Origin of the sequence: Novilysobacter erysipheiresistens (assembly GCF_036663935.1) — a bacterium.
GTDB classification, from domain to species: domain Bacteria; phylum Pseudomonadota; class Gammaproteobacteria; order Xanthomonadales; family Xanthomonadaceae; genus Novilysobacter; species Novilysobacter erysipheiresistens.
Genome location: NZ_JAXGFP010000002.1, coordinates 1 through 19774, shown reverse-complemented (window position 1 = coordinate 19774; position 19774 = coordinate 1). Strand labels below are relative to the sequence as shown.

Here is a 19774-nt window from a genome sequence, read left to right as displayed (position 1 = left end):
GACATCGCTCAGACCACCCGCGCGCGCAACAGGTCGTGGATGTTGAGCGCGCCGACCACGCGCTGTTCGCGGTCGACCACCAGCAGGCCGCCGATCTTGTGCGCCTCCATCAACTGCGCGGCCTCGACCGCGAGCGCGTCTGAATCGATGGTCTTCGGCGCGCGCGTCATCACCGCGTCGATGCGGGTGGTGCGCAGGTCGACGTTGCGGTCGTCGAGGCTGCGGCGCAGGTCGCCGTCGGTGTACAGGCCGAGCAGCTTGCCGTCGGCGTCGACCACCGCGGTCATGCCCAAACGCTTGTGGCTCATCTCCACCAGCGCCTCGCTGACGGTCGCATCGGGGCCGATCCGCGGCACGTCCGCTCCGCCATGCATGATGTCGGCGATGTGCAGCAGCAGCCTTCGGCCGAGCGCGCCGGCCGGGTGCGAGCGGGCGAAGTCGTCGGCGGTGAAACCGCGCGCCTCCATCAGCGCGACCGCAAGCGCGTCGCCCATCGCCAGCGACGCGGTGGTGCTGGAGGTCGGGGCGAGGTCGATCGGGCAGGCCTCGGCCGGCACGCTGACGTCGAGGTGCACGTCGGCCTCGCGCGCGAGAGTCGAGTTCGGCCGGCCGGTCATGGTGATCAGCTTGTTGCCCTGGCGCTTGAGCACCGGCAGCAGCATCAGCACCTCGTCGCTCTCGCCCGAGTACGACAGCGCGATCACCACGTCGGCGTCGGTGATCATGCCGAGGTCGCCGTGGCCGGCTTCGCCGGGATGGACGTAGAAGCTCGGGGTGCCGGTGGAGGCCAGGGTCGCGGCGATCTTGCGGGCGACGTGGCCGGACTTGCCCATGCCGGTGCAGACCACCCGGCCGCGGGCGCCGAGCATCAATCGGCAGGCGGCGCTGAAGTCGCCGTCGAGCCGTTCGGACACCGCGGCGAGCGCCTGTGCCTCGATCTCGAACACGCGGCGGCCGCTGGCGGCCAGTTCGGCGTTGCCGGGTTCCGCGGGGATGGCTGGGGTATCGGGGAATGTTGCCATTTCGGAGCAGGGGGCTTTCCGCTAGGCTAGAACGATTGATTTTACGCGTATCCCCGCGCAAAAACCCGCGTTGCGGCGCGCGTGGTTCATCGACCCTTTTTGCGGAACCCCGAAGTGAACCCAGACACCATCAAATCCCTGATCGAACAAGGCCTGCCGGGCGCCATGGCAGACGTGCGCGGCGACGACGGCGTGCACTTCGAGGCGACCGTGGTCAGCGACGCGTTCGACGGCAAGTTGCCGCTGGCCCGCCACCGCATGGTCTACGCGACTCTGGGCGAGCGCATGGGCGGCGAGATCCATGCGCTGGCGCTGAAGACCCTGACCCCCGCCGAAGCCGGCAGGAACTGAGCGATGCAGAAGATCGTGGTCCAGGGCGGCGTGCCGCTCAATGGCGAAGTGCAGATCTCCGGCGCCAAGAACGCGGTGCTGCCGATCCTGTGCGCGACCCTGCTGGCCGATGCGCCGGTCGAGATCAGCAACGTGCCGCACCTGCACGACGTGGTCACCACCGCCAAGCTGCTGGCCGAGATCGGCGCCGGCATCAGCATCGACGAGCGCTACGGCATCACCGTCGACCCGACCACGGTGCACAGCCAGGTCGCGCCTTACGAACTGGTGCGCACCATGCGCGCCTCGGTACTGGTGCTCGGGCCGCTGCTGGCGCGCTACGGCCACGCCGAGGTGTCACTGCCCGGCGGCTGCGCGATCGGTTCGCGCCCGGTCGATCTGCACATCAAGGGGCTGCAGTCGCTGGGTGCGCAGGTCACGGTCGAGAACGGTTTCATCAAGGCCCGCACCGAGCGGCTGCGCGGCGCGCGCCACGTGTTCGAGATGGTCAGCGTCGGCGCGACCGAGAACGTGCTGATGGCCGCGACCCTGGCCGAAGGCACCACGGTGCTGGAGAACGCGGCACTGGAGCCGGAGATCGTCGACCTCGCCGAGTGCCTGAAGGCGCTCGGCGCGAAGATCGAAGGCGCCGGCACCGGCCGGATCGTGATCGAGGGCGTGGAGCGCCTGCACGGCGGCGCCCATTCGGTGGTGCCGGACCGGATCGAGACCGGTACCTTCCTGGTCGCCGCGGCGATGACCGGCGGCCGCATCACCGCACGCCGGGCCAGACCCGACACGATGGGCGCGGTGCTCGACAAGCTGGTGGAGGCCGGCGCCAGCATCGACTGCGACGGCGACCGCATCAGCCTCGACATGCAGGGTCGGCGACCGAAAGCGGTCAACATCACCACCGCCCCGCACCCGGCGTTCCCGACCGACATGCAGGCGCAGTTCATGGCGATGAACTGCATCGCCGATGGCGTCGGCGTGATCAACGAGACGATCTTCGAAAACCGTTTCATGCACGTCAACGAACTGCTGCGCCTGGGCGCCGACATTCGCGTCGACGGCCACACCGCGGTGGTGCGCGGGGTTGGGCAACTCAGCGGCGCGCCGGTGATGGCGACCGACCTGCGGGCGTCGGCATCGCTGATCCTGGCCGGGCTGGTGGCGCAGGGCGAGACCATCATCGACCGCATCTACCACCTCGACCGCGGCTACGAGAACATCGAGGAGAAGTTGTCCGGGTTGGGTGCGAAGATCCGCCGGATCGGCTGATCGGTCTCGCGCGTCAACGCTCCTGCAAAAAAAAAGCCCCGCGGCTGCGGGGCTTTTTCGTTTCCGGTGTGCGTGCGATCAATGCACTGCCTTCACCTGCAGGTCGATCGCGTCCTCGCCATCCTTGCGCTGCAGGATCCGCGCCGGCACCGGCATGCCGTCGACCACCCAGGCGATCGTCTGCTTGTCGCCGTCGGTGTTGACCAGCTTGGTCGCCTGCTTATGCTCGCCGCCGACGCTGATCTGCTCCTTGCCGGCGACCTTGTAGTTCATCTGCTTGACCCGGCCGTTGTCGACCATGCGGTAATGCAACGGCTTGCCGGCCTCCAGGTCGCGCACCAGCGCCAGGTTGATCAGCAGCGCGTCCATGTCGCCGGGCTTGAGCTTGACCGGACCGGCGCGATCGGCCTTGACGTCGCCGCTCCAGCTGGCCACGCCCTTCGACCAGTCGTACTCGGCGCGCTTGTCGGACTTCTTGACCAGCACGTTGGACGAGTCCTTGCTGCTGATCGGGCGCCAGTGGCCGTTGTGTTCCTCGAACACGGTGCTCTGGCTCAGCGACGCCAGCGCGTTGCTGATGTTGAGGCTGTAGCGCCAGCGATCGTCGCCGGCCGGGGCCAGGGTCATCTGGCCGTTGGCCTGCATTCCCATGTAGCTGGCCTGGTAATCCGCGGTGAACGGTTCGACCGCCAGCGCCGGGGCGCTGGCCACGGCCAGCACCGTCGCCGCGGCGGTCACCGCGAACAGGGCGTGCAGCCGCGAACGGGGCTTGTCCAAAGTGCGTGCATGCGTCGTCGTCATCGGCATTCAATCAACTCCTCTGTATTCGACCAGGCGCAAGTCATAGGTGTCTTCGCCGTTTTCGCGTTGCAGGATGCGGATCGGGGTGGGGACGTTGCGGGCCACCCAGATCACCGTCTCCTCGTTGTCGTCCTTGGCCCGGGTGGCCCTCATGGCCTTGTAGGACAGGTCGCCGACGGTAATGGTTTCGAGCTGCTCGGCGACCACGTAGGTATGGGCGCGGGTGCGACCGTCGTCGACGAACCGGTATTGCAGGGTCTTGCCAGGTTCGGCGTCGCGGATCACCGCGAGGTTGATCAGCAAGCCGGTCATGTCGCCCGGCTGCAGCGCGATCGGACCACGGCGATGCTCCTTGGTTTCGCCCTGCCAGCGCGCCGCATTCGAGCGCCAATCGTAGAGGCCGATGGTTTGCTTGCGGGTGAATATCGACTTGTTGAGCGTCGCCTGGGTCAGCGGGCGGTAAGTTTCACCGATGAGATCGAACACGGTGCTCTGCTCGGCGTTGATCCCGGCCAGGCCGAACAGTCCTCGGGTGCCGCGCATCACCAGGTCGACCCGCCAGCGCGGCGGTTGCTGCTTGACCAACTGCATGGTCGCCTCGCCGAGCGGCTTGCCGGCCTTGTAGACCACGTAGTTGGCGACGAAGGGTTGCAACGCTGGCGCGGGATCGGTGGCTTCGGTCGCATCCGCGACCACAGGCGCCGTGGCCGGTTGAAGCGTCGATTGCGCCATCGCGACCAGTGGCAGCAGCAGGGCGAGGGAAGCGGAAACCAGGGCTCGGCGCATGGATCTCATCGGTTGGTGGGGGGCGGATGGATGGCGGGTGCCGGCGATGCCGAGAATTCGGCGAGGACATTGTCAGGACCAAGCTGAAGCGGAGCCGACAGCGGCTGGCCATCGAGTTCGACCCGCGAGCCGTGGGCCGATCCTGCCAGTTGGACGCGACCGGTGGCCAGCAATCGCAGCGTCGCCAACAGCAACGGGTGTTCTTGGGCCAGCACCCGCTGCGCCAGCCGCTCGGCATCGTCGCCGGGCTCCACCGGGACGCGAACCTGTGTGACCACCGGACCGCCGTCGAGTTCCGGGGTCACGTAGTGGACGCTGGCGCCGTGCACGCCGGCGCCGGCGTCGAGCGCCTGCTGGTGCGTGTGCAGACCCTTGAACGCAGGCAGCAGCGAAGGGTGGATGTTGATGATCCGGCCCTGCCGCGCAGTGACCACCGGTTCGCTCAGCAGACGCATGTAGCCGGCGCAGACGATGACATCGGGGCACACGGCATCGATCTGGCTGAACAGATGTTCATCGTGGGCCGGACGCGAGGCGAAGTCGCGCGGGCGCACCGCGAGCGCGTGCACGCCGAGCCGGCGCGCGCGTTCGAGCGCGAACGCACCGGGCTTGTCGGAAAACACGCCCACCAGTTCCGCGGCGAGATCGCCGGCGGCGATCGCGTCGGCGATCGCCTGCAGGTTGCTGCCGCGGCCGGACGCGAGCACCGCCAGCCGCAAAGGCGCGGGCGCCACCCTCAACCGATCCGCACGCGCTCGCCGTCGGCGGCGACGACCCCGCCGATGCGGCGGTGGGCCAGCGCCAGCCGCTCGAGTTCGGCCTCGACCGCGGCGACCTCACCCGGCGGCACCACCAGCACGAAGCCGATGCCGCAGTTGAAGGTGCGCCACATCTCGGCGTCGGCCACCGCGCCCTCGCGCTGCAGCCAGTCGAACACCGGCGGCAGCACGATCGCCGACGCTTCGATCCGCAGGCCCAGGCCGTCCGGAACCACCCGGATGATGTTCTCGCTCAGGCCGCCGCCGGTGATATGCGCCATCGCATGGATCGCCTCGCCATGCGCGCCGCGCAGCAACTCCAGCACCGGCTTGACGTACAGCGCGGTCGGCGCCATCAGCGCGTCGATCAGCTTGACCCCACCGACCTCGACATCGGCCGGGCGGCCGGCGCGGTCGAAGATCCGCCGGATCAGCGAGTAGCCGTTGGAATGCGGACCCGACGAGGCGATGCCGATCAGGACGTCGCCGGCCTCGACCCGCGCGCCATCGCGCAACTCGGACTTCTCGACCGCGCCGACGGTGAAGCCGGCCAGGTCGTATTCGCCGGGGCCGTACATGTCGGGCATCTCGGCTGTCTCGCCGCCGATCAGCGCGCAGCCGGACAGTTCGCAACCCTTGGCGATGCCGCCGACCACGGCGACGGTGGTGTCGATGTCGAGCTTGCCGGTGGCGAAATAGTCGAGGAAGAACAGCGGTTCCGCGCCTTGCACCAGCACGTCGTTGACGCACATGCCGACCAGGTCGATGCCGATGGTGTCGTGGCGGCCGAGTTGCTGGGCCAGCTTCAACTTGGTGCCGACGCCGTCGGTGCCGGAAACCAGCACCGGCTCCCTGTATTTGCCCGACAGGTCGAACAGCGCGCCGAAGCCGCCGAGCCCGCCCATCACCTCGGGCCGGAAGCTGCGCTTGACCAGCGGCTTGATCCGCTCGACCAGCTCGTTGCCCGCGTCGATGTCGACGCCGGCATCGCGATAGGTCAGGGGGGTGGGGGAGTCGGAAGTCGAGGCGGTCACGGCGGGCTCGCTGGCGCGGGGAAACCGCGATTTTAACAGTCGCGGCGCCAGCCACGGCGGCTTCAATGGACGTACCCGCGCGCGTGGGGCACCATTTCGTCCATACCTTTGGCTCCCAGGGACAACGATGGCGCGCGCAAACGCTGTGGCAATCGACGCGACACAGGCACCGGTCGCGGGACGCGGCACCGGACCGCAGTGGCTGCGCATGGCCCGCATCGCGATCTGCATGGCGGTGTTGCTGCTGGCCAGTTTCGCCGCCACCGCGCAGCGCACCGAAGGCGACCGCGCCGCGGCCCGCGGCGTGTACGCGGCCGAGGTCGAGGTCAACAGCCAGGGCGCCGGCGAGCGAAATGCCGCCTTCGCCCGCGCGCTGTCACAGGTGCTGGGCAAGCTGTCGGGCAACCGCAACGCGGCGTCGATCCCGGGCATCGGCCAGGAACTGCGCCGGGCCGAACGCTACGTGGACGGGTTCGACTACCGCCAGGACGAAGGTGTGTCGGCCAGCGGCGCGCCGAGTTTCGACACCATCCTGGTGGTGCGTTTCGACCAGGACAAGGTCGATTCGCTGGCCGCGGCGATGGGTCTGCCGATCTGGCCGCAACCGCGTCCGAAGCCGGTGCTGTGGCTGGCGATCGACGATGGCAGCGGCCCGCGCCTGGTCGGCCTGCCGAAGGCCGCGGCAGCGCAATCGACCCTGGAGCGGGCGAAGACGCGTGGCTATCGGCTCGGCCTGCCCAACGGAAGCGCCGCCGAGCAGGCGGTGGTCGGCGCGATCTGGCGTGGCGACACCGCCGCGGTCGCGCGCGCGTCCCGCCGTTACAGTCCGCCGATGCAGTTGATCGGCAAGCTCTTTCGCGACGACGGCGGCTGGCGCGCCGACTGGATCTTCGTCGACAACGGCAAGGTGCTGTCGCGCTGGAGCGAGAGCGGTGCCAATGCGCGCCAGGTCATGGCCACCGGTGCCGACGGCGCCGCCGACGCGCTGATGAAGCGTTACGCCAAGGCCCCGGAAACCGATCCGGCCGGCACCTATCGGGTCGCTTTCACCGGCCTCGACAGCACCGACGACTACGTGCGCCTGTCGGGCTACCTGCAGCAATTGGCGGTGGTCCGCGGCATCACCCCGCTGAGCGCGACGCCGGAAACCGTCGCGTTCGACCTCGACCTGGTCTCGGGGCTGTCGGGTTTCGACCGCCTGGTGTCCGGGGGCGACGTGCTGGTCGCGGTATCGACGCCCGGTGCGGTCGACCCGATCGGGTTGCCGGCCGGCGCGACCACCACCGATCCCGTCACCGGCGCGATCCCGGGTGAAACCCCGTCCCGTCCTGCCGCGGGCGACCGCGGCGCCGTCTACCGACTGCGCTGACGGGCCGCAATCCAATGAACAACGAACATCCGCTGGACGACATCGCCCGTTTCCTGCGACGGCTGCAATGGGCCGCGCTCGCCCTCGGCCTGCTGTGGCTGTTGTGGCTGTTGTCGCCGATCCTGACCCCGTTCGTGCTGGCGGCGATGCTGGCATGGCTTGGCGATCCGCTGGTCGACCGGCTCGAGCGCGCCGGCCGCACCCGCAACGTCGCGGTCACCCTGGTGTTCACCGCGATGGCGCTGCTGGTGTTGCTGGGGCTGGTATTGCTGGTGCCGACGATCGAAGGCCAGATCCAGACCCTGGTGCGCTCGCTGCCGAAGTACCAGGCCTGGTTCGTGCAGACCGCGCTGCCCTGGGTGGAGGACCGCACCGGGCTGGAGATCACCCGCTGGCTGGATTTCAACAGCTTGGTCGAATTGGTCCGCAGCAACTGGGAGCGCGCCGGCGGCGTTGCCACCACGCTGCTGGGCTACATGTCGCGCTCGGGTTTCGCGTTGCTGACCCTGGTTGCCAACATCGCGTTGCTGCCGATCATCACGTTCTTCTTCCTGCGCGACTGGGACCTGCTGGTCGAGCGGGTCGCCTCGCTGGTGCCGCGCGACCACCTCGCCACAACCACCCGGCTGGCGCGCGAATCCAGCGACGTGCTCGGCGGCTTCCTGCGCGGGCAGTTCCTGGTGATGCTGGTGCTGGGGGTGATGTACGGCGTCGGCCTGTGGGGCGTCGGCCTCGACCTGGGCATCCTGATCGGCATCATCGCCGGCCTGTTGACCTTCGTGCCGTACCTCGGACCGGCCAGCGGCATCATCCTGGGCTGCATTGCCGCGCTGGTGCAGTTCGGCGACTGGCAGCACGTGGTCGCGGTGCTGGTGGTGTTCGGCATCGGCCAGGTGATCGAGAGCTATTGGCTGACCCCGAAGCTGGTGGGCGACCGCATCGGCCTGCATCCGGTCGCGGTGATCTTCGCAGTGCTGGCCGGTGGGCAGTTGTTCGGCTTCCTCGGCATGTTGCTGGCGCTGCCGGTGGCAGCCGTCATCAACGTGCTGCTGCGCTACGCCCAGGAGCGCTATACCCACAGCAGGCTGTATGCCGGCGAGCAGCCCGCGATCGTGATGGGCGGCGCCGGGACCGGCAGCTACCCGCGCGAGCCGGAAGGCGAGTGAAACCGGCGGCACCCGGCACCCGGTCGACGTCCCCGACGCCCGGCCCGCAATTGCCGTTGACCCTGCGCTACCCGCCGGACCAGCGGCTGGATACGTTCGTCGGCGCCACTGCCGGCACCATCGAGCAGTTGCAGGCGCTGGCCGACGGCGGCAGCGACGACTGGCTGTACCTGGCCGGCCCCGGCGGCGTCGGCAAGACCCACCTGCTGCTGGCCAGCTGCGCGGCCGCCGAGGCCGCCGGCCGCCGTGCCGCCTACCTGCCGCTGGCCGCCGCCGTAGGTCGCCTTGGCGACGCGCTGCAGGCGCTGGAAGGTAACGACCTGCTGGCGTTGGACGGGCTTGAAGCGATCACCGGCGACCGTGGTGACGAGGTCGCGCTGTTCGACGCACACAACCGCGCGCGCGCTGCCGGCAGCCGGATCATCTACGCCGCCCGGGTCGCGCCCGACGCGCTCGGCATCGACCTTCCCGACCTGCGTTCGCGCCTGGCGCAATGCAGCCGGATCACCCTGACGCCGCTCGACGAAGCGGGTCGCCGCGAAGTGCTGCGCCAGCGTGCCCGGCGCCGCGGCTGGGTGTTGGAGGAAACCGCACTGGACTGGCTGCTGAAGCGGGTCGAGCGCGACATGGCGGGCCTGACCGCATTGCTTGACCGGCTTGACCGGGCCTCACTGGCGGCGCAGCGACGCATTACCGTGCCGTTTTTGCGGCAGGTGCTGGGCAGCTGACCGGGCCATCGATTCGAGTGTAGGAGCGGCTTAAGCCGCGAGCTCTTCGATTCCGCTGGCGAGCAAAAAGCGGTTCCCCGCGGGAGCGACGTAAGTCGCGCCCTGTACCTCGTCTCTGGCGTTCGGCGGGTCGCGACGTACGTCGCTCCTACACAACCGCTTCAAGAGCCGCGGTCCGCCCGATTGCAGCATCGCCGCCACGGATCACCACGGCTATCGACCCGCGCGCAGGCGCTCGTCCAGCTCTGCCAGCCTGTGCGGCGTGCCGACATCGGTCCAGCGGCCACGGTGGTGTTCGCCGCTGACCCGGCCCCGCGACATCGCCGCGCGCAGCAGCGGCGCCAGCTTGAAACGTGGCGGCTGCTGATCGCTGCCCCCGGCCGCGCCAACGACCTGCTTCCAATCGTCCAGCAACGAGGGTCGGTACAGGCCGATACCGGCGAAAGTAAGGCGCGGTTCGCCGTCCACCGCCAGCCGGCCATCGGCGCCCAGCGCGAAATCGCCGTCGGGGTGCTGCGAAGGATTGTCGACCAGCACCAGGTGCGCATCGCCGTCCGGCTCATCGGGCAGCGCGGTGAAGTCATGGTCGGTCCAGATGTCGCCGTTGACCGCGATGAACGGCGCATCCGGGACGGACTCGTCACGCAGCAGGGTCAGCGCGTGGTGCATGCCGCCGCCGGTTTCCAGCGGGCTCGGGCCCTCGTACGAATAATGCAAACGCAGGCCCCAGTGCGCACCGTCGCCCAGCGCCTGCGGAAACTGCCCGGCCAGCCAACTGGTGTTGATCACCACCTCGCGCACGCCCATCGCGGCCAGTTTCTCCAGGTGCCAAGCGATCAACGGCTTGCCGCCGACTTCCAGCAGCGGCTTCGGCGTGCGATCGGTCAACGGCCGCATGCGTTCGCCGAGGCCGGCGGCGAAGATGAGCGCCTTCACGCCGCCGTCTTCATGCCAGCGTCGGTCGCACGTGGCGGTCGATGATCGCCGCCAGCGGGGCCAGCTCCGGGTACTTCGGCAGCACCGCGTCGAGGTAGGCGACGAAGCGCGGAACGTCGGCGAGGTACTTCGGCTTGCCGTCGCGATGGTGCAGGCGCGCGAAGATGCCCATGACCTTGAGGTGGCGCTGGACGCCGATCAGGTCGGCATCGCGGCGGAAGCGGGCGAGCGCCGGCACCGGCAGCCCGGCCGCCAGTGCACGGGCGTGGTAGCGGTCGAGCCAAGTGTCGACCCGCGCCTGCGGCCAGCTCAGAAACGCGTCCTTGAACAGGCTCAGCGGGTCGTAGGCGATCGGCCCGCACACCGCGTCCTGGAAGTCGAGCACCGCCGGGCCGTCGGCGGGGTCGCTCGCCACCGGCATCAGGTTGCGCGGCATGAAGTCGCGATGCACGAACACCTGCGGCTGCGCCAGTGCGGCATCGATCAGGCGACGATAGGCCAGTTCCAGCGCCTCCAGCTCGCCGCAATCGAGTTCGACGCCGAGGTGGCGGCCGAGGTACCACTCGTCGAACAGGCGCAACTCACGCGCCAGCAGCGCCTCGTCGTAGGCGGGCAGGTCGGCCGGGCAGGGCAGCGCCTGCAGCTTGAGCAACTGGCCGATCGCGGCATCGAACAGGGCATCGGCGTTGTCGTCGTCGATCACCTGCAGGTAGGTATCGATGCCGAGGTCCTCCAGCAGCAGGAAGCCGGCATCGACGTCGCGGGCCAGTACCTTCGGCACCCGCACGCCGCCACCTTCGAGCAATTCGCGGATGTGCAGCCACGGGCGCACGTCCTCCTTGTCCGGCGGCGAATCCATCACGATCCGGCTCGGACTCGCCGCATCGTCGGAAGCCGCGCGCCAGTAGCTGCGGAAGCCGGCGTCGGTCGAGGCGCGGGTCAGTTCAAGCTCCGCGACGCCGGTGGCGGCGCGGGCCCAGGCCAGGCGCGCGGCGGCGCGGTCGGGGCAGTCAACAGGCTGGGTCATGCGGGCTCCGGGCGGCATCGGCCGCAGAGCGCACAGGGTAACGGCCCGTTGCATGCCGGGGAATGCCGCGCTGCGCTCAGGCGACCGCGTGCGTCTCCCCCAGCGAGGCCAGCCATTCGTCGTCGGATCCCTCGGCCACGCCCTCGAACAGGAACGTTGACAGGTAGCGCTCGCCGGTGTCGGGCAGCATCGCCAGCAACACCGAACCAAGCGGTGCCAGGTCGGCGACCTGCAGTGCGGCGGCAACGGTGGCGCCGGCGGACAGGCCGACGAACACGCCTTCCTCGGCGGCGAGGCGACGGGCGGTGTCGCGCGCGACGGTGTCGTCGACCGGCACGATGCGGTCGGCGATCGCGCGGTCGAGCACTCCCGGCACGAAATCCGGGGTCCAGCCCTGGATCCGGTGCGGCTGCCATTCCTTGCCGCCCAACAACCCGGCGACCGCCGGCTCCGCGGCGATGACCTGCAATTGTGGCCGCGCGGCCTTCAGCACTTGGCCGGCGCCGGTCAGCGTGCCGCCCGTGCCCCAGCCGCTGACGAAGCAATCGAGCCGGCGGCCGGCGAAGTCGAGCAGGATTTCCGGCGCGGTGGTCTGGCGGTGCCAGGCCGGGTTGGCCGGGTTCTCGAACTGGCGCGCGAGGAACCAGCCGTGTGTTTCCGCCAGTTCGGCCGCCCGTCGCACCATGCCGGTGCCACGCTCGGCCGCCGCGGTCAGGATCACCCTGGCGCCGTACGCGCGCATCAGTTTGCGGCGCTCGATCGAGAAGGTCTCGGTCATCACCGCGACGAACGGATAGCCGCGCGCGGCGCAGACCATCGCCAGCGCGACGCCGGTGTTGCCCGACGTGGCCTCGACCACGGTCTGCCCCGGTTTCAGCGCGCCGCTTCGTTCGGCATCGAGGATGATCGCCAGCGCCAGCCGGTCCTTGACCGAACCGCCGGGGTTGAACGACTCGACCTTGGCGTACAACGCGACGTGGTCGGGGGCGATGCGGTTGAGGCGCACGACCGGGGTGGAGCCGATCGTGCCGAGGATGCTTTCGTGGATGGTCATGCGAGGTCTCTTCGTGAATGGGTCTGCGACGATCGGCGCGGGATCAGGCGGCCTGGGCCAACGCCGTCTCCGATGGAGCGGCCAGCGGCGGCGCGCCGAACCAGTGCAACTCGCCGGCCAGGGTCGCGACTTCGCCGACTATCAGCAGCGCGGGAGACTGCACGCCATGGGCGTATGCGGTTTCGCCGAGCTTGGCGAGGGTCCCGGTGACCACGCGCTGTTCGGGTCGCGAGCCGTTCTCGACCAGCGCGAACGGCGTGGCCGGGTCGCGGCCGTGGGCGATCAGCCGTGCGCCGAAATCGGCCAGCGCGGCCACGCCCATGTAGACCGCGAGCGTCTGCCGCTCGGCCGCGAGCGCGGGCCAGTCGAGGCTGTCGTGCGAGTCCTTGCAGTGCGCGGTCAGCAGGCGCACCGACTGGGCGTGGTCGCGGTGGGTCAGCGGGATCCCGGAATACGCGGCGCAGGCCAGCCCGGCGGTGATGCCGGGCACCACTTCGTAGTCGATGCCGTGCGCGCGCAGCACCTGCAACTCCTCGCCGCCGCGACCGAACACGAACGGGTCGCCGCCTTTCAGGCGAACCACGCGCCGGCCGGCGCGGGCATGTTCAAGCATCAGCGCGTGGATGCCGGCCTGGGGGGTGTGGTGGTCGCCGGCCTGCTTGCCGACCTCGACCAACTCGGCGTCGCGGCGCGCCAGCGCCAGTACCTCGGCGCTGACCAGGCGGTCGTGCAGGATCACGTCGGCTTCGTTGAGCAGGCGCAGGCCGCGCAACGTCAGCAGGCCGGGGTTGCCGGGGCCGGCGCCGACCAGCGCGACCGAGCCGGTCGAGCCGGTTGGCGTAGCGGCCAAGGCGCGGTCGAGTTCGCGTTCCGCGTCATCGAGGTCGCCGCGGCGCAGCAGCGCCGGCAGCCGTCCGGACAGGGCCCGGTCGAAGAAGCGCCGGCGTGCACCGATATCGACGAAACGCGCGCGGATCCGGCCGCGATGCCGGGTCAGCAGCTCGGCCAGCGCGCCCAGTGATTCGTCGAGTTGGGTTTCCAGCCGTTCGCGCAGCGCCCGCGCAAGCATCGGCGCGCCGCCGCCGCTGGAAATCGCAATCTGCAGCGGCCCGCGTTCGACCCGCGCCGGCACCTGGAAGCTCGACAGTTCGGCGTCGTCGACCACGTTGACCCAGACCCGCCGCGCTTCGGCGGCGGTGGCGACCGCGCGGTTGCTCGGGCCGTGATCGGTGGCGGCGATCGCCAGCCACATCCGGTCAAGCCAGTTCGGATCGAAGCGGCCGAGGCGGCACTCGATCCGGCCCTGCGCGGCCCATTCGGCCAGACCCGGCTCCAGTTGCGGCGCGCCGACGGTGACGCGGGCACCGGCGTCGAGCAACGCGGCGACCTTGCGCCGGGCCACCGCCCCACCGCCGACGACCAGCACGCGGCGGCCGCGCAGATCGGCAAACAGCGGGAACAGCGATGGCGCGGGCGGGGGCGGAGAAGCGGCGGTCATGGCGGCAGGTCGGAGTCGGAACTGGCCATCGACGCTACCCATCGCGGCCAGCCCGCGGAAATGACCGCCGCCTCTGCCGACATCGCGCAATGGCATGAGCGCTGGACGCCCGTTCCGGCGCGTTATAAGTTATAAATCGCTATATCCGAATAGAAAGATGAATATGAGTCCGACCAAGATGCGTCCGATCAAGCGAATGTCCCCGTGTTGCCGTCGCGCCCATGCCGTCAATTGCGCCTCGCCGCCACCCTGGACACCCCGATCATGACCCTGACCCAACTGCGCTACCTCGTCGCCATCGCCGACTCCGGCCTCAACATCACCCAGGCTGCCGAGCGCATGCACGCGACCCAGCCGGGCCTGTCCAAGCAGCTCAAGCTGCTGGAGGACGAACTCGGTTTCCAATTGTTCGTACGCAAGGGCCGCAGCCTGGACGCGGTCGCGCCGGCCGGCGAGCGCGTGCTGGCGCATGCGCGGCGGGTGCTGGAGGAGGCCGCCAACATCCGCAGCCTTGCTGCCAACCAGCGCGGCGAGCACGCCGGCGAACTGGTGCTGGCGACCACCCATACCCAGGCCAGATTCGTGCTGCCGGCGGCGATCGCGCGGATCAAGCTCGCGTTCCCACGGGTCACCGTGCACCTGCAGGCCGCGGCCGAGGGCGAGGTGATGGAGCAGATTGCCCATGGCCAAGCCGACCTCGCGATCGTCAGCACTTCCGGCAGTGAGCCCGAGGGCGGATTGGCGGTGCCGTTGTTCCGCTGGCGGCGGCGGGTATTGGTGCCGTTGGCGCATCCGCTGGCCGGATTGGACCGGGCGCCGAGCCTGGCCGAACTGGCGGCGTTGCCGCTGGTAAGTTACGAGTCGTCGGTGCGCCCCGATTCGTCGCTGCGGCGCGCGTTCGCCGACGCGGGTTTGCAGCCGCAACTGGCGATGACGGCCCGCGATGCCGACCTGATCAAGACTTACGTGCGCGCGGGTCTCGGTGTCGGCGTCCTGGCGGAAATGGCGTTGGGCGTCGGTGCCGACGAGGACCTGCGTGCCTTGCCGGCGCCGCCGAGCCTGCCCGAATGCGTGACCTGGGCGGTGATCCCGCGCGCCCGGGTGTTGCGCGAATACGCGCTGGAACTGCTGCATGCGGTGGCCCCGCAGCTCGACCCGCGAGACCTGCGGCGCGTGGTCGAAGGCAACCAACCGGCCGACTGGCCGCGCGCGCCGAGCTGGGTGGAGCTGAGCCAGCCGATCACCGTGTGATCGCGCGGCGCCCGGCTGCTCCCTGTAGGAGCGGCTTCAGCCGCGAACCGGAATCGTTTGCAGGTGATCTTTAACGATCGCGACGAATCCCGCTCCCCCACCTCTCGACGCAGGTGGCGACATCCCGAACCTGGCATTGATGTACAGGTCGCGGCTGAAGCCGCTCCTACACAAGCTGGGTGGCGGGCTCGTCGAAATGCAGGCCGCATTCGCGCTTGAGGCCGAAGAAACGGGTGTCCTCCTCGCGCATGCCCGGCTGCAGGCGGCGGGTGCTGTGGGTGTCGCCGATCGAGACGTAGCCGTCGTGCCATAGCGGGTGGTACGGCAGGCGGTGGCGCTGCAGGTATTGCCAGACGTCGCGGTCGCTCCAGTCGGCCAGCGGGTGCAGCTTCCACCGGCCGTCGCGGCGTTCGACGAACTCGATCGCGGCGCGGCTCGACGACTGGCCACGACGCAGGCCGGCGATCCAGGTGCCGACGCCGAGTTCGCGCAACGCGCGCTGCATCGGCTCGACCTTGTGCACCTGGTTGTAGCGGTCGATCCCGGCGATGCCGGTGTCGCCCAGCCCGGCGACGGCCGCGTCGTTCCAGGCATGCGCCGGGTCGGGACGGTAGACCTTGAGGTTCAGGTCGAGTCGCTCGCGCAACTGCTCGGCGAAGCGATGGGTTTCGGGAAACAGGTAGCCGGTGTCGACCAGGATCACCGGCAACTGCGGCGCCACCCGGGTCGCCATGTGCAGCGAAACCGCCGCCTGCGCTCCGAAACTCGACGACAGCGCATGCGGGCCGGGCGTGGCGTCGAGTGCCCAGGCGATGCGCTGCTCGGCGCTGCGGCCGGCCAGCCACTGGTTGAGCTCGCGCAGGGCGCGCGGCGAGGCGGCGGCAGCGGGCGTATCGGCGGCGTCCGATGTGCGGACCGGAGCGGGCGCGGTCACGGTTGCACCTCGATCGCAATCTGCCGCCGCGGCGGCGCAACCACGCCGGCGCGCACGAGGTAGTCGCCGAAGCCTTCTCCGGATTCGCGCGCTTCGGCATAGCCGGCCAGCAGCGGATCGAGCGCGGCGAGGATATCGGCTTCGGCAACGTTCTCGCGGTACAGCGTGTTGAGGCGCTGGCCGCGGTGGTCGGCGCCGAGCATCAGGTTGTAGCGGCCGGGCGCCTTGCCGACCAGCGCGATCTCGGCGAGGTACGGCCGCGAGCAGCCGTTGGGGCAACCGCTGAGACGCAGGTTGATTGGCGCGTCGAGCAAGTCGTGCGCGCTCAGCAGCGCTTCGAGCTTGTCGATCACGTCCGGCAGGTAGCGCTCGGCCTCGGCCATCGCCAACCCGCAGGTCGGCAGCGCGACGCAGGCCAGCGCGTTGCGGCGCAGCGGGCTCGCGGTGCGGTAGCCGTCGAGCGCGTATTGCGCGACCAGTGCATCGATGTCGCCGCGCAATGTCGCGGGGACGTTGGCGATGACCAGGTTCTGGTTCGGCGTCAGACGGAACCGGGCGTCCTCCGGCAACACTTGCGCGATCGCACGCAGGCCGCTCAGGTGGCGGACCTCGTCGTTGTCGACGATGCGCCCGGACAGGATCCGCAAGGTCAGGTGTGCGCGATCGCCCTCGCCGTCGATCCATCCGAAGCGGTCGCCGTTGTGGGCGAATTCGAACTGCCGCGCGGGTTCCAGCGCGAAACCGGCGCGCCGTTCTATCTCGGCTTTGACGGTGTCGAGCCCGTGGTCGTCGATCGTGTACTTGAAGCGCGCGCGCTTGCGCGATTCGCGGTTGCCGAGGTCGCGCTGGGTGGTCATGACCGCCTCGGCCAGTGCGACCACCCGCTCGGGAGTGACGAAGCCGAGCACGTCGGCTACCCGGGGATAGGTCGCGGGATCGCCGTGGGTCGCGCCCATGCCACCGCCGATGGCGACGTTGTAGCCGACCGGCGCCTCGTTGCCGGCGGCGTCGCGCCCGATGATCGCGACGAAGCCGAGATCCTGCGCGAACACGTCGATGTCGTTGTAGGGCGGGATCGCGAAACCGATCTTGAACTTGCGCGGCAGGTAAACCTCGCCGTAGATCGGCTCATCTTCCTTGTCGTTGCCGGCGACCTGTTCCTCGTCGAGCCATATCTCGTACCAGGCGCGGCTGCGCGGCAGCAGGTGCGCGGCCACCGCGGTCGCCTGCGCATAGACCCCGGCATGCAGCGCCGATTGCTGCGGGTTGGTAGCGATCACGACGTTGCGGTTGACGTCGCCGCAGGCGGCGATGGTGTCGAGCACCGCGTCGTGGATCACCCGCATCGTCGCCTTCAGGTCGGTCTTGATGATGCCGTGGAACTGGAACGTCTGGCGGGTGGTGATGCGGAAGCCGCGTTCGGCGTAAGTGGTGGCGATGCGGTCGAGCTTGAGCCACTGCGCCGGCGTCAGCACGCCGCCCGGGGTGCGGGTGCGGATCATGAAGCTGTGCGCCGGCTCGAGCTTGGCCAGGCGGCGCTCTTCGCGCAGGTCGCGGTCGTCCTGCTGGTAGCTGCCATGGAACTTCATCAGCACCTTGTCGTCGTCGCGCAGGCCGCCGGTGGCGGTGTCGGCGAGCGATTCGACCAGGCTGCCGCGCAGGTGGCGGCTGGCGAGTTTGATGTCCTCGACGGAGTGGCTGCTCATCAGTACACGTCCCGGGCGTAGCGCCCTTGTTGCTGGATGTCGTTGAGGCGGGTCTCGGCGTCCTCGCGCGATTTGCCGCCGTGTTCGGCGATGACGTCGATCAGGGCCGCATGCACGTCCTTCGCCATGCGGGTGGCGTCGCCGCAGACGTACAGGTGCGCGCCGTTGTCGAGCCAGGCGTACAGCTCGCGGCCGTGTTCGCGCAGGCGGTCCTGCACGTAGATCTTTTCGGCCTGGTCGCGCGAGAATGCGAGGTCGAGCCGGTGCAACTGGCCGTCCTTGAGCGCCTGTTGCCATTCGGCCTGGTAGAGGAAGTCGGTGCGGAAATGCGGGTTGCCGAACAGCAGCCAGTTGCGGCCGCTGGCGCCTGCTGTCATGGAGCGCGTCTCGCTGCGCTCCTGCACGAAGCCGCGGAACGGGGCGACGCCGGTGCCTGGTCCGATCATGATCACGTCGCGCGCGGGATCGGCCGGCAGCCGGAAGCGTTCGTTGTGCTCGATGAACACCGGCACCCGGTCGTCGTCGCCGCGCGAGGCGAGGAAATGCGAGGCCGCGCCCCAGCGGGTTTCGCCGCCTACGGCGTACTCGATGTGGGCGACGGTCAGGTGGGCTTCCTCGCCGACCGCCTTCTGGCTCGACGCGATCGAGTACAGGCGTGGGGTCAGCGGCCGCAGCGCGGCGACCAGTGCATCGGCGGTCCATCGGCCGGGGTAGGCGCGCAGCAGGTCGATCAGTTGCTGCCGGCCCAGCAGCGCGGTGAGATCGGTGGCGTTATCGGGCTGCAACAGGCGGTCGAGCGGGGCGCTGCCGGCGAGCGCGGCATGCGCGCCGACGAATGGCCGGGTCAAGCGGGTCAGTTCGCGCTTGTCGAGCAACCATTGGCGCAGCGGCCGCTCGGCGCCGTTGTGGCTGACCGGCGCATCGCCATCGAGGGCGAGGGTGGTGAGCACCGCCTCGACCAGCGCCGGCGGATTGCGCGGCCACACGCCGAGTGCATCGCCGGGCTCGTAGTGCAGGCCGGAGCCTTCCAGCGACAGCTCGACGTGGCGGACATCGCGGTCGCTGTGCTGGCGCGTGCTGCCGCGCGCGGTCAGTGGCTGGTTGGCCAGCACTTCGGCGGCAAACGGCGTGGCGCGGTCGAAGGCGGGCGCCAGCGGCCGCAGCGCAGTGACGGTCGCGCGCGGCGCCTGCACCGGCTGCGATTCGCGGGCACTGGCGAGGGCGCGGTCGAGCCACGGCGTCGCCACGCTGTCGATGTCGAGGTCGGCGTCGCCGCGTTCGAACAACCGGGTTGCGCCGAGTTCGGCCAGACGCGCGTCGAGCTGACGGCCGATCGAGCAGAACTGCGGATAGCTGGAGTCGCCGAGGCCGAGCACGGCGAAACGCAATTGCGGCAGTTTCGGCGCGCGCTTGCCGGCGATGAACTCGACCAGCGCACGCGCATCGTCCGGGGGATCGCCGTCGCCCTGGGTGCTGATCACCAGGTACAGCTGGCGTTCGTCCTTGAGCTCGCGGGTCGGGTAGGTGTCGGCGCGCCACAGCCGCGCCGGGATGCCGCCGGCGTCGAGTTGCCGCGCCAGCTTCTCGGCCAGCCGTTTGGCGTTGCCGGTCTGGCTGCCATAGACCACGCTGACCGGCGGAGTGGTGGCAACCGGCGGCGCGGCCGCGGTGTCGGTCGCCGCGCCGACCAATGCGACCTGGCCGCGGGCGAGCCCGGCGGCGTAGCCCGACAGCCACCACAGCCCGGCGCCGTCCAGGCGCTCGGTCAGGCGGTGCAGCAGGTCGGCCTGGTCGCGCGACAAGGGAGTCGGCGGGGTCGACGGAACGGCGGCGGCAACGGCGTTGGCGGACATGGACGGCTCACGGCATTCTCGATGCGGTGAGCGTAGGCAGCGGCCGAGGCCACCGGAAAGGATCGCTGGTTATCCGCTTATGCGCTTTCCCCAGTTCCGGCGGCGCGTACGGGTTTCGATACTGCAGGTCCACCTTGCCCAGACGTTTCCATGTCCGTTCCCGTGCCGATATTTTCGCCAGCCGATCTTTCCCATCTCGACCGCCTCGAAGCCGAGAGCATCCACATCCTTCGCGAGGTG

18 protein-coding genes are annotated in these 19774 nt (G+C 69.7%); 6 read left to right on the top strand and 12 right to left on the bottom strand.

The window, feature by feature from the left end; genetic code table 11:
- Positions 1-8 precede the first annotated feature (8 nt).
- Positions 9-1022, bottom strand: coding sequence for a KpsF/GutQ family sugar-phosphate isomerase (locus SNE34_RS03185; protein ID WP_332614675.1), 1014 nt, complete (start codon positions 1020-1022; stop codon positions 9-11).
- Between the two features lie 114 nt (positions 1023-1136).
- On the opposite strand from SNE34_RS03185, the gene SNE34_RS03180 reads away from it, so the two are divergent.
- Positions 1137-1373 carry a BolA family protein gene (locus SNE34_RS03180; RefSeq protein ID WP_332614673.1) on the top strand — a complete coding sequence of 79 codons (237 nt, stop codon included), beginning with the start codon at positions 1137-1139 and terminating at the stop codon, positions 1371-1373.
- A gap of 3 nt (positions 1374-1376) precedes the next feature.
- The gene (gene murA / locus SNE34_RS03175; protein WP_332614671.1) at positions 1377-2633 is read left to right on the top strand and encodes a UDP-N-acetylglucosamine 1-carboxyvinyltransferase; all 1257 of its coding nucleotides are present in this window, start codon (positions 1377-1379) and stop codon (positions 2631-2633) included.
- Positions 2634-2711: 78 nt separating this feature from the next.
- Here murA and SNE34_RS03170 read toward each other — a convergent pair whose 3' ends face one another.
- The 4 genes from SNE34_RS03170 to purM are packed head-to-tail and all read right to left on the bottom strand — an operon-like array spanning position 2712 to position 6012.
- Positions 2712-3440 (bottom strand): DUF3108 domain-containing protein, encoded by a 729-nt coding sequence (locus tag SNE34_RS03170; protein WP_332614669.1) that lies wholly within the window; start codon positions 3438-3440, stop codon positions 2712-2714.
- Positions 3441-4220, bottom strand: a complete 780-nt coding sequence (locus SNE34_RS03165) for a DUF3108 domain-containing protein (RefSeq protein WP_332614667.1) — start codon at positions 4218-4220, stop codon at positions 3441-3443.
- 5 nt (positions 4221-4225) lie between these two features.
- Entirely contained in the window at positions 4226-4960 is a 735-nt protein-coding gene (gene purN, locus SNE34_RS03160) for a phosphoribosylglycinamide formyltransferase (RefSeq protein ID WP_332614666.1), read from the bottom strand.
- Positions 4957-6012 carry a phosphoribosylformylglycinamidine cyclo-ligase gene (purM, locus tag SNE34_RS03155; RefSeq protein WP_332614664.1) on the bottom strand — a complete coding sequence of 352 codons (1056 nt, stop codon included), beginning with the start codon at positions 6010-6012 and terminating at the stop codon, positions 4957-4959. The genes purN and purM overlap by 4 nt, the downstream gene beginning before the upstream one ends.
- A 208-nt stretch (positions 6013-6220) precedes the next feature.
- Here purM and SNE34_RS03150 point away from each other — a divergent pair, with 208 nt between their 5' ends.
- The 3 genes from SNE34_RS03150 to hda are packed head-to-tail and all read left to right on the top strand — an operon-like array spanning position 6221 to position 9275.
- A complete protein-coding gene (locus SNE34_RS03150) occupies positions 6221-7381 on the top strand; it encodes a DUF2066 domain-containing protein (RefSeq protein ID WP_332615657.1) in 1161 nt (386 codons plus the stop codon).
- A 14-nt stretch (positions 7382-7395) separates the two neighbouring features.
- On the top strand, positions 7396-8547 hold the full coding sequence (locus SNE34_RS03145) for an AI-2E family transporter (protein WP_332614662.1): 1152 nt from the start codon (positions 7396-7398) through the stop codon (positions 8545-8547).
- Positions 8544-9275 carry a DnaA regulatory inactivator Hda gene (hda, locus tag SNE34_RS03140; RefSeq protein WP_332614660.1) on the top strand — a complete coding sequence of 244 codons (732 nt, stop codon included), beginning with the start codon at positions 8544-8546 and terminating at the stop codon, positions 9273-9275. Before SNE34_RS03145 ends, hda begins: the two co-directional genes overlap by 4 nt.
- A 213-nt stretch (positions 9276-9488) precedes the next feature.
- On the opposite strand, the gene murU is transcribed toward hda, so the two are convergent.
- The 4 genes from murU to cysG all read right to left on the bottom strand — a co-directional run bounded on the left by murU (position 9489) and on the right by cysG (position 13790).
- Positions 9489-10211 (bottom strand): N-acetylmuramate alpha-1-phosphate uridylyltransferase MurU, encoded by a 723-nt coding sequence (gene murU / locus SNE34_RS03135; protein ID WP_332614658.1) that lies wholly within the window; start codon positions 10209-10211, stop codon positions 9489-9491.
- A gap of 10 nt (positions 10212-10221) precedes the next feature.
- A complete protein-coding gene (locus SNE34_RS03130; protein ID WP_332614656.1) occupies positions 10222-11238 on the bottom strand; it encodes an aminoglycoside phosphotransferase family protein in 1017 nt (338 codons plus the stop codon).
- Between the two features lie 76 nt (positions 11239-11314).
- Complete coding sequence (gene cysK, locus SNE34_RS03125) at positions 11315-12292, bottom strand: cysteine synthase A (RefSeq protein WP_332614654.1); 978 nt, start codon at positions 12290-12292, stop codon at positions 11315-11317.
- Between the two features lie 43 nt (positions 12293-12335).
- Entirely contained in the window at positions 12336-13790 is a 1455-nt protein-coding gene (cysG, locus tag SNE34_RS03120; protein ID WP_332614652.1) for a siroheme synthase CysG, read from the bottom strand.
- A 264-nt stretch (positions 13791-14054) separates the two neighbouring features.
- Here cysG and SNE34_RS03115 point away from each other — a divergent pair, with 264 nt between their 5' ends.
- Entirely contained in the window at positions 14055-15041 is a 987-nt protein-coding gene (locus tag SNE34_RS03115; protein WP_332614650.1) for a LysR family transcriptional regulator, read from the top strand.
- A 166-nt stretch (positions 15042-15207) separates the two neighbouring features.
- On the opposite strand, the gene SNE34_RS03110 is transcribed toward SNE34_RS03115, so the two are convergent.
- From SNE34_RS03110 to SNE34_RS03100, 3 genes are read right to left on the bottom strand one after another with little or no spacing between them, the layout of a single operon-like run.
- Entirely contained in the window at positions 15208-15975 is a 768-nt protein-coding gene (locus SNE34_RS03110; RefSeq protein ID WP_332614649.1) for a phosphoadenylyl-sulfate reductase, read from the bottom strand.
- On the bottom strand, positions 15972-17681 hold the full coding sequence (cysI, locus tag SNE34_RS03105) for an assimilatory sulfite reductase (NADPH) hemoprotein subunit (protein ID WP_332614647.1): 1710 nt from the start codon (positions 17679-17681) through the stop codon (positions 15972-15974). Before cysI ends, SNE34_RS03110 begins: the two co-directional genes overlap by 4 nt.
- Positions 17681-19534 (bottom strand): assimilatory sulfite reductase (NADPH) flavoprotein subunit, encoded by a 1854-nt coding sequence (locus tag SNE34_RS03100; RefSeq protein WP_332614644.1) that lies wholly within the window; start codon positions 19532-19534, stop codon positions 17681-17683. The genes cysI and SNE34_RS03100 overlap by 1 nt, the downstream gene beginning before the upstream one ends.
- Between the last annotated feature and the right edge of the window lie 240 nt (positions 19535-19774).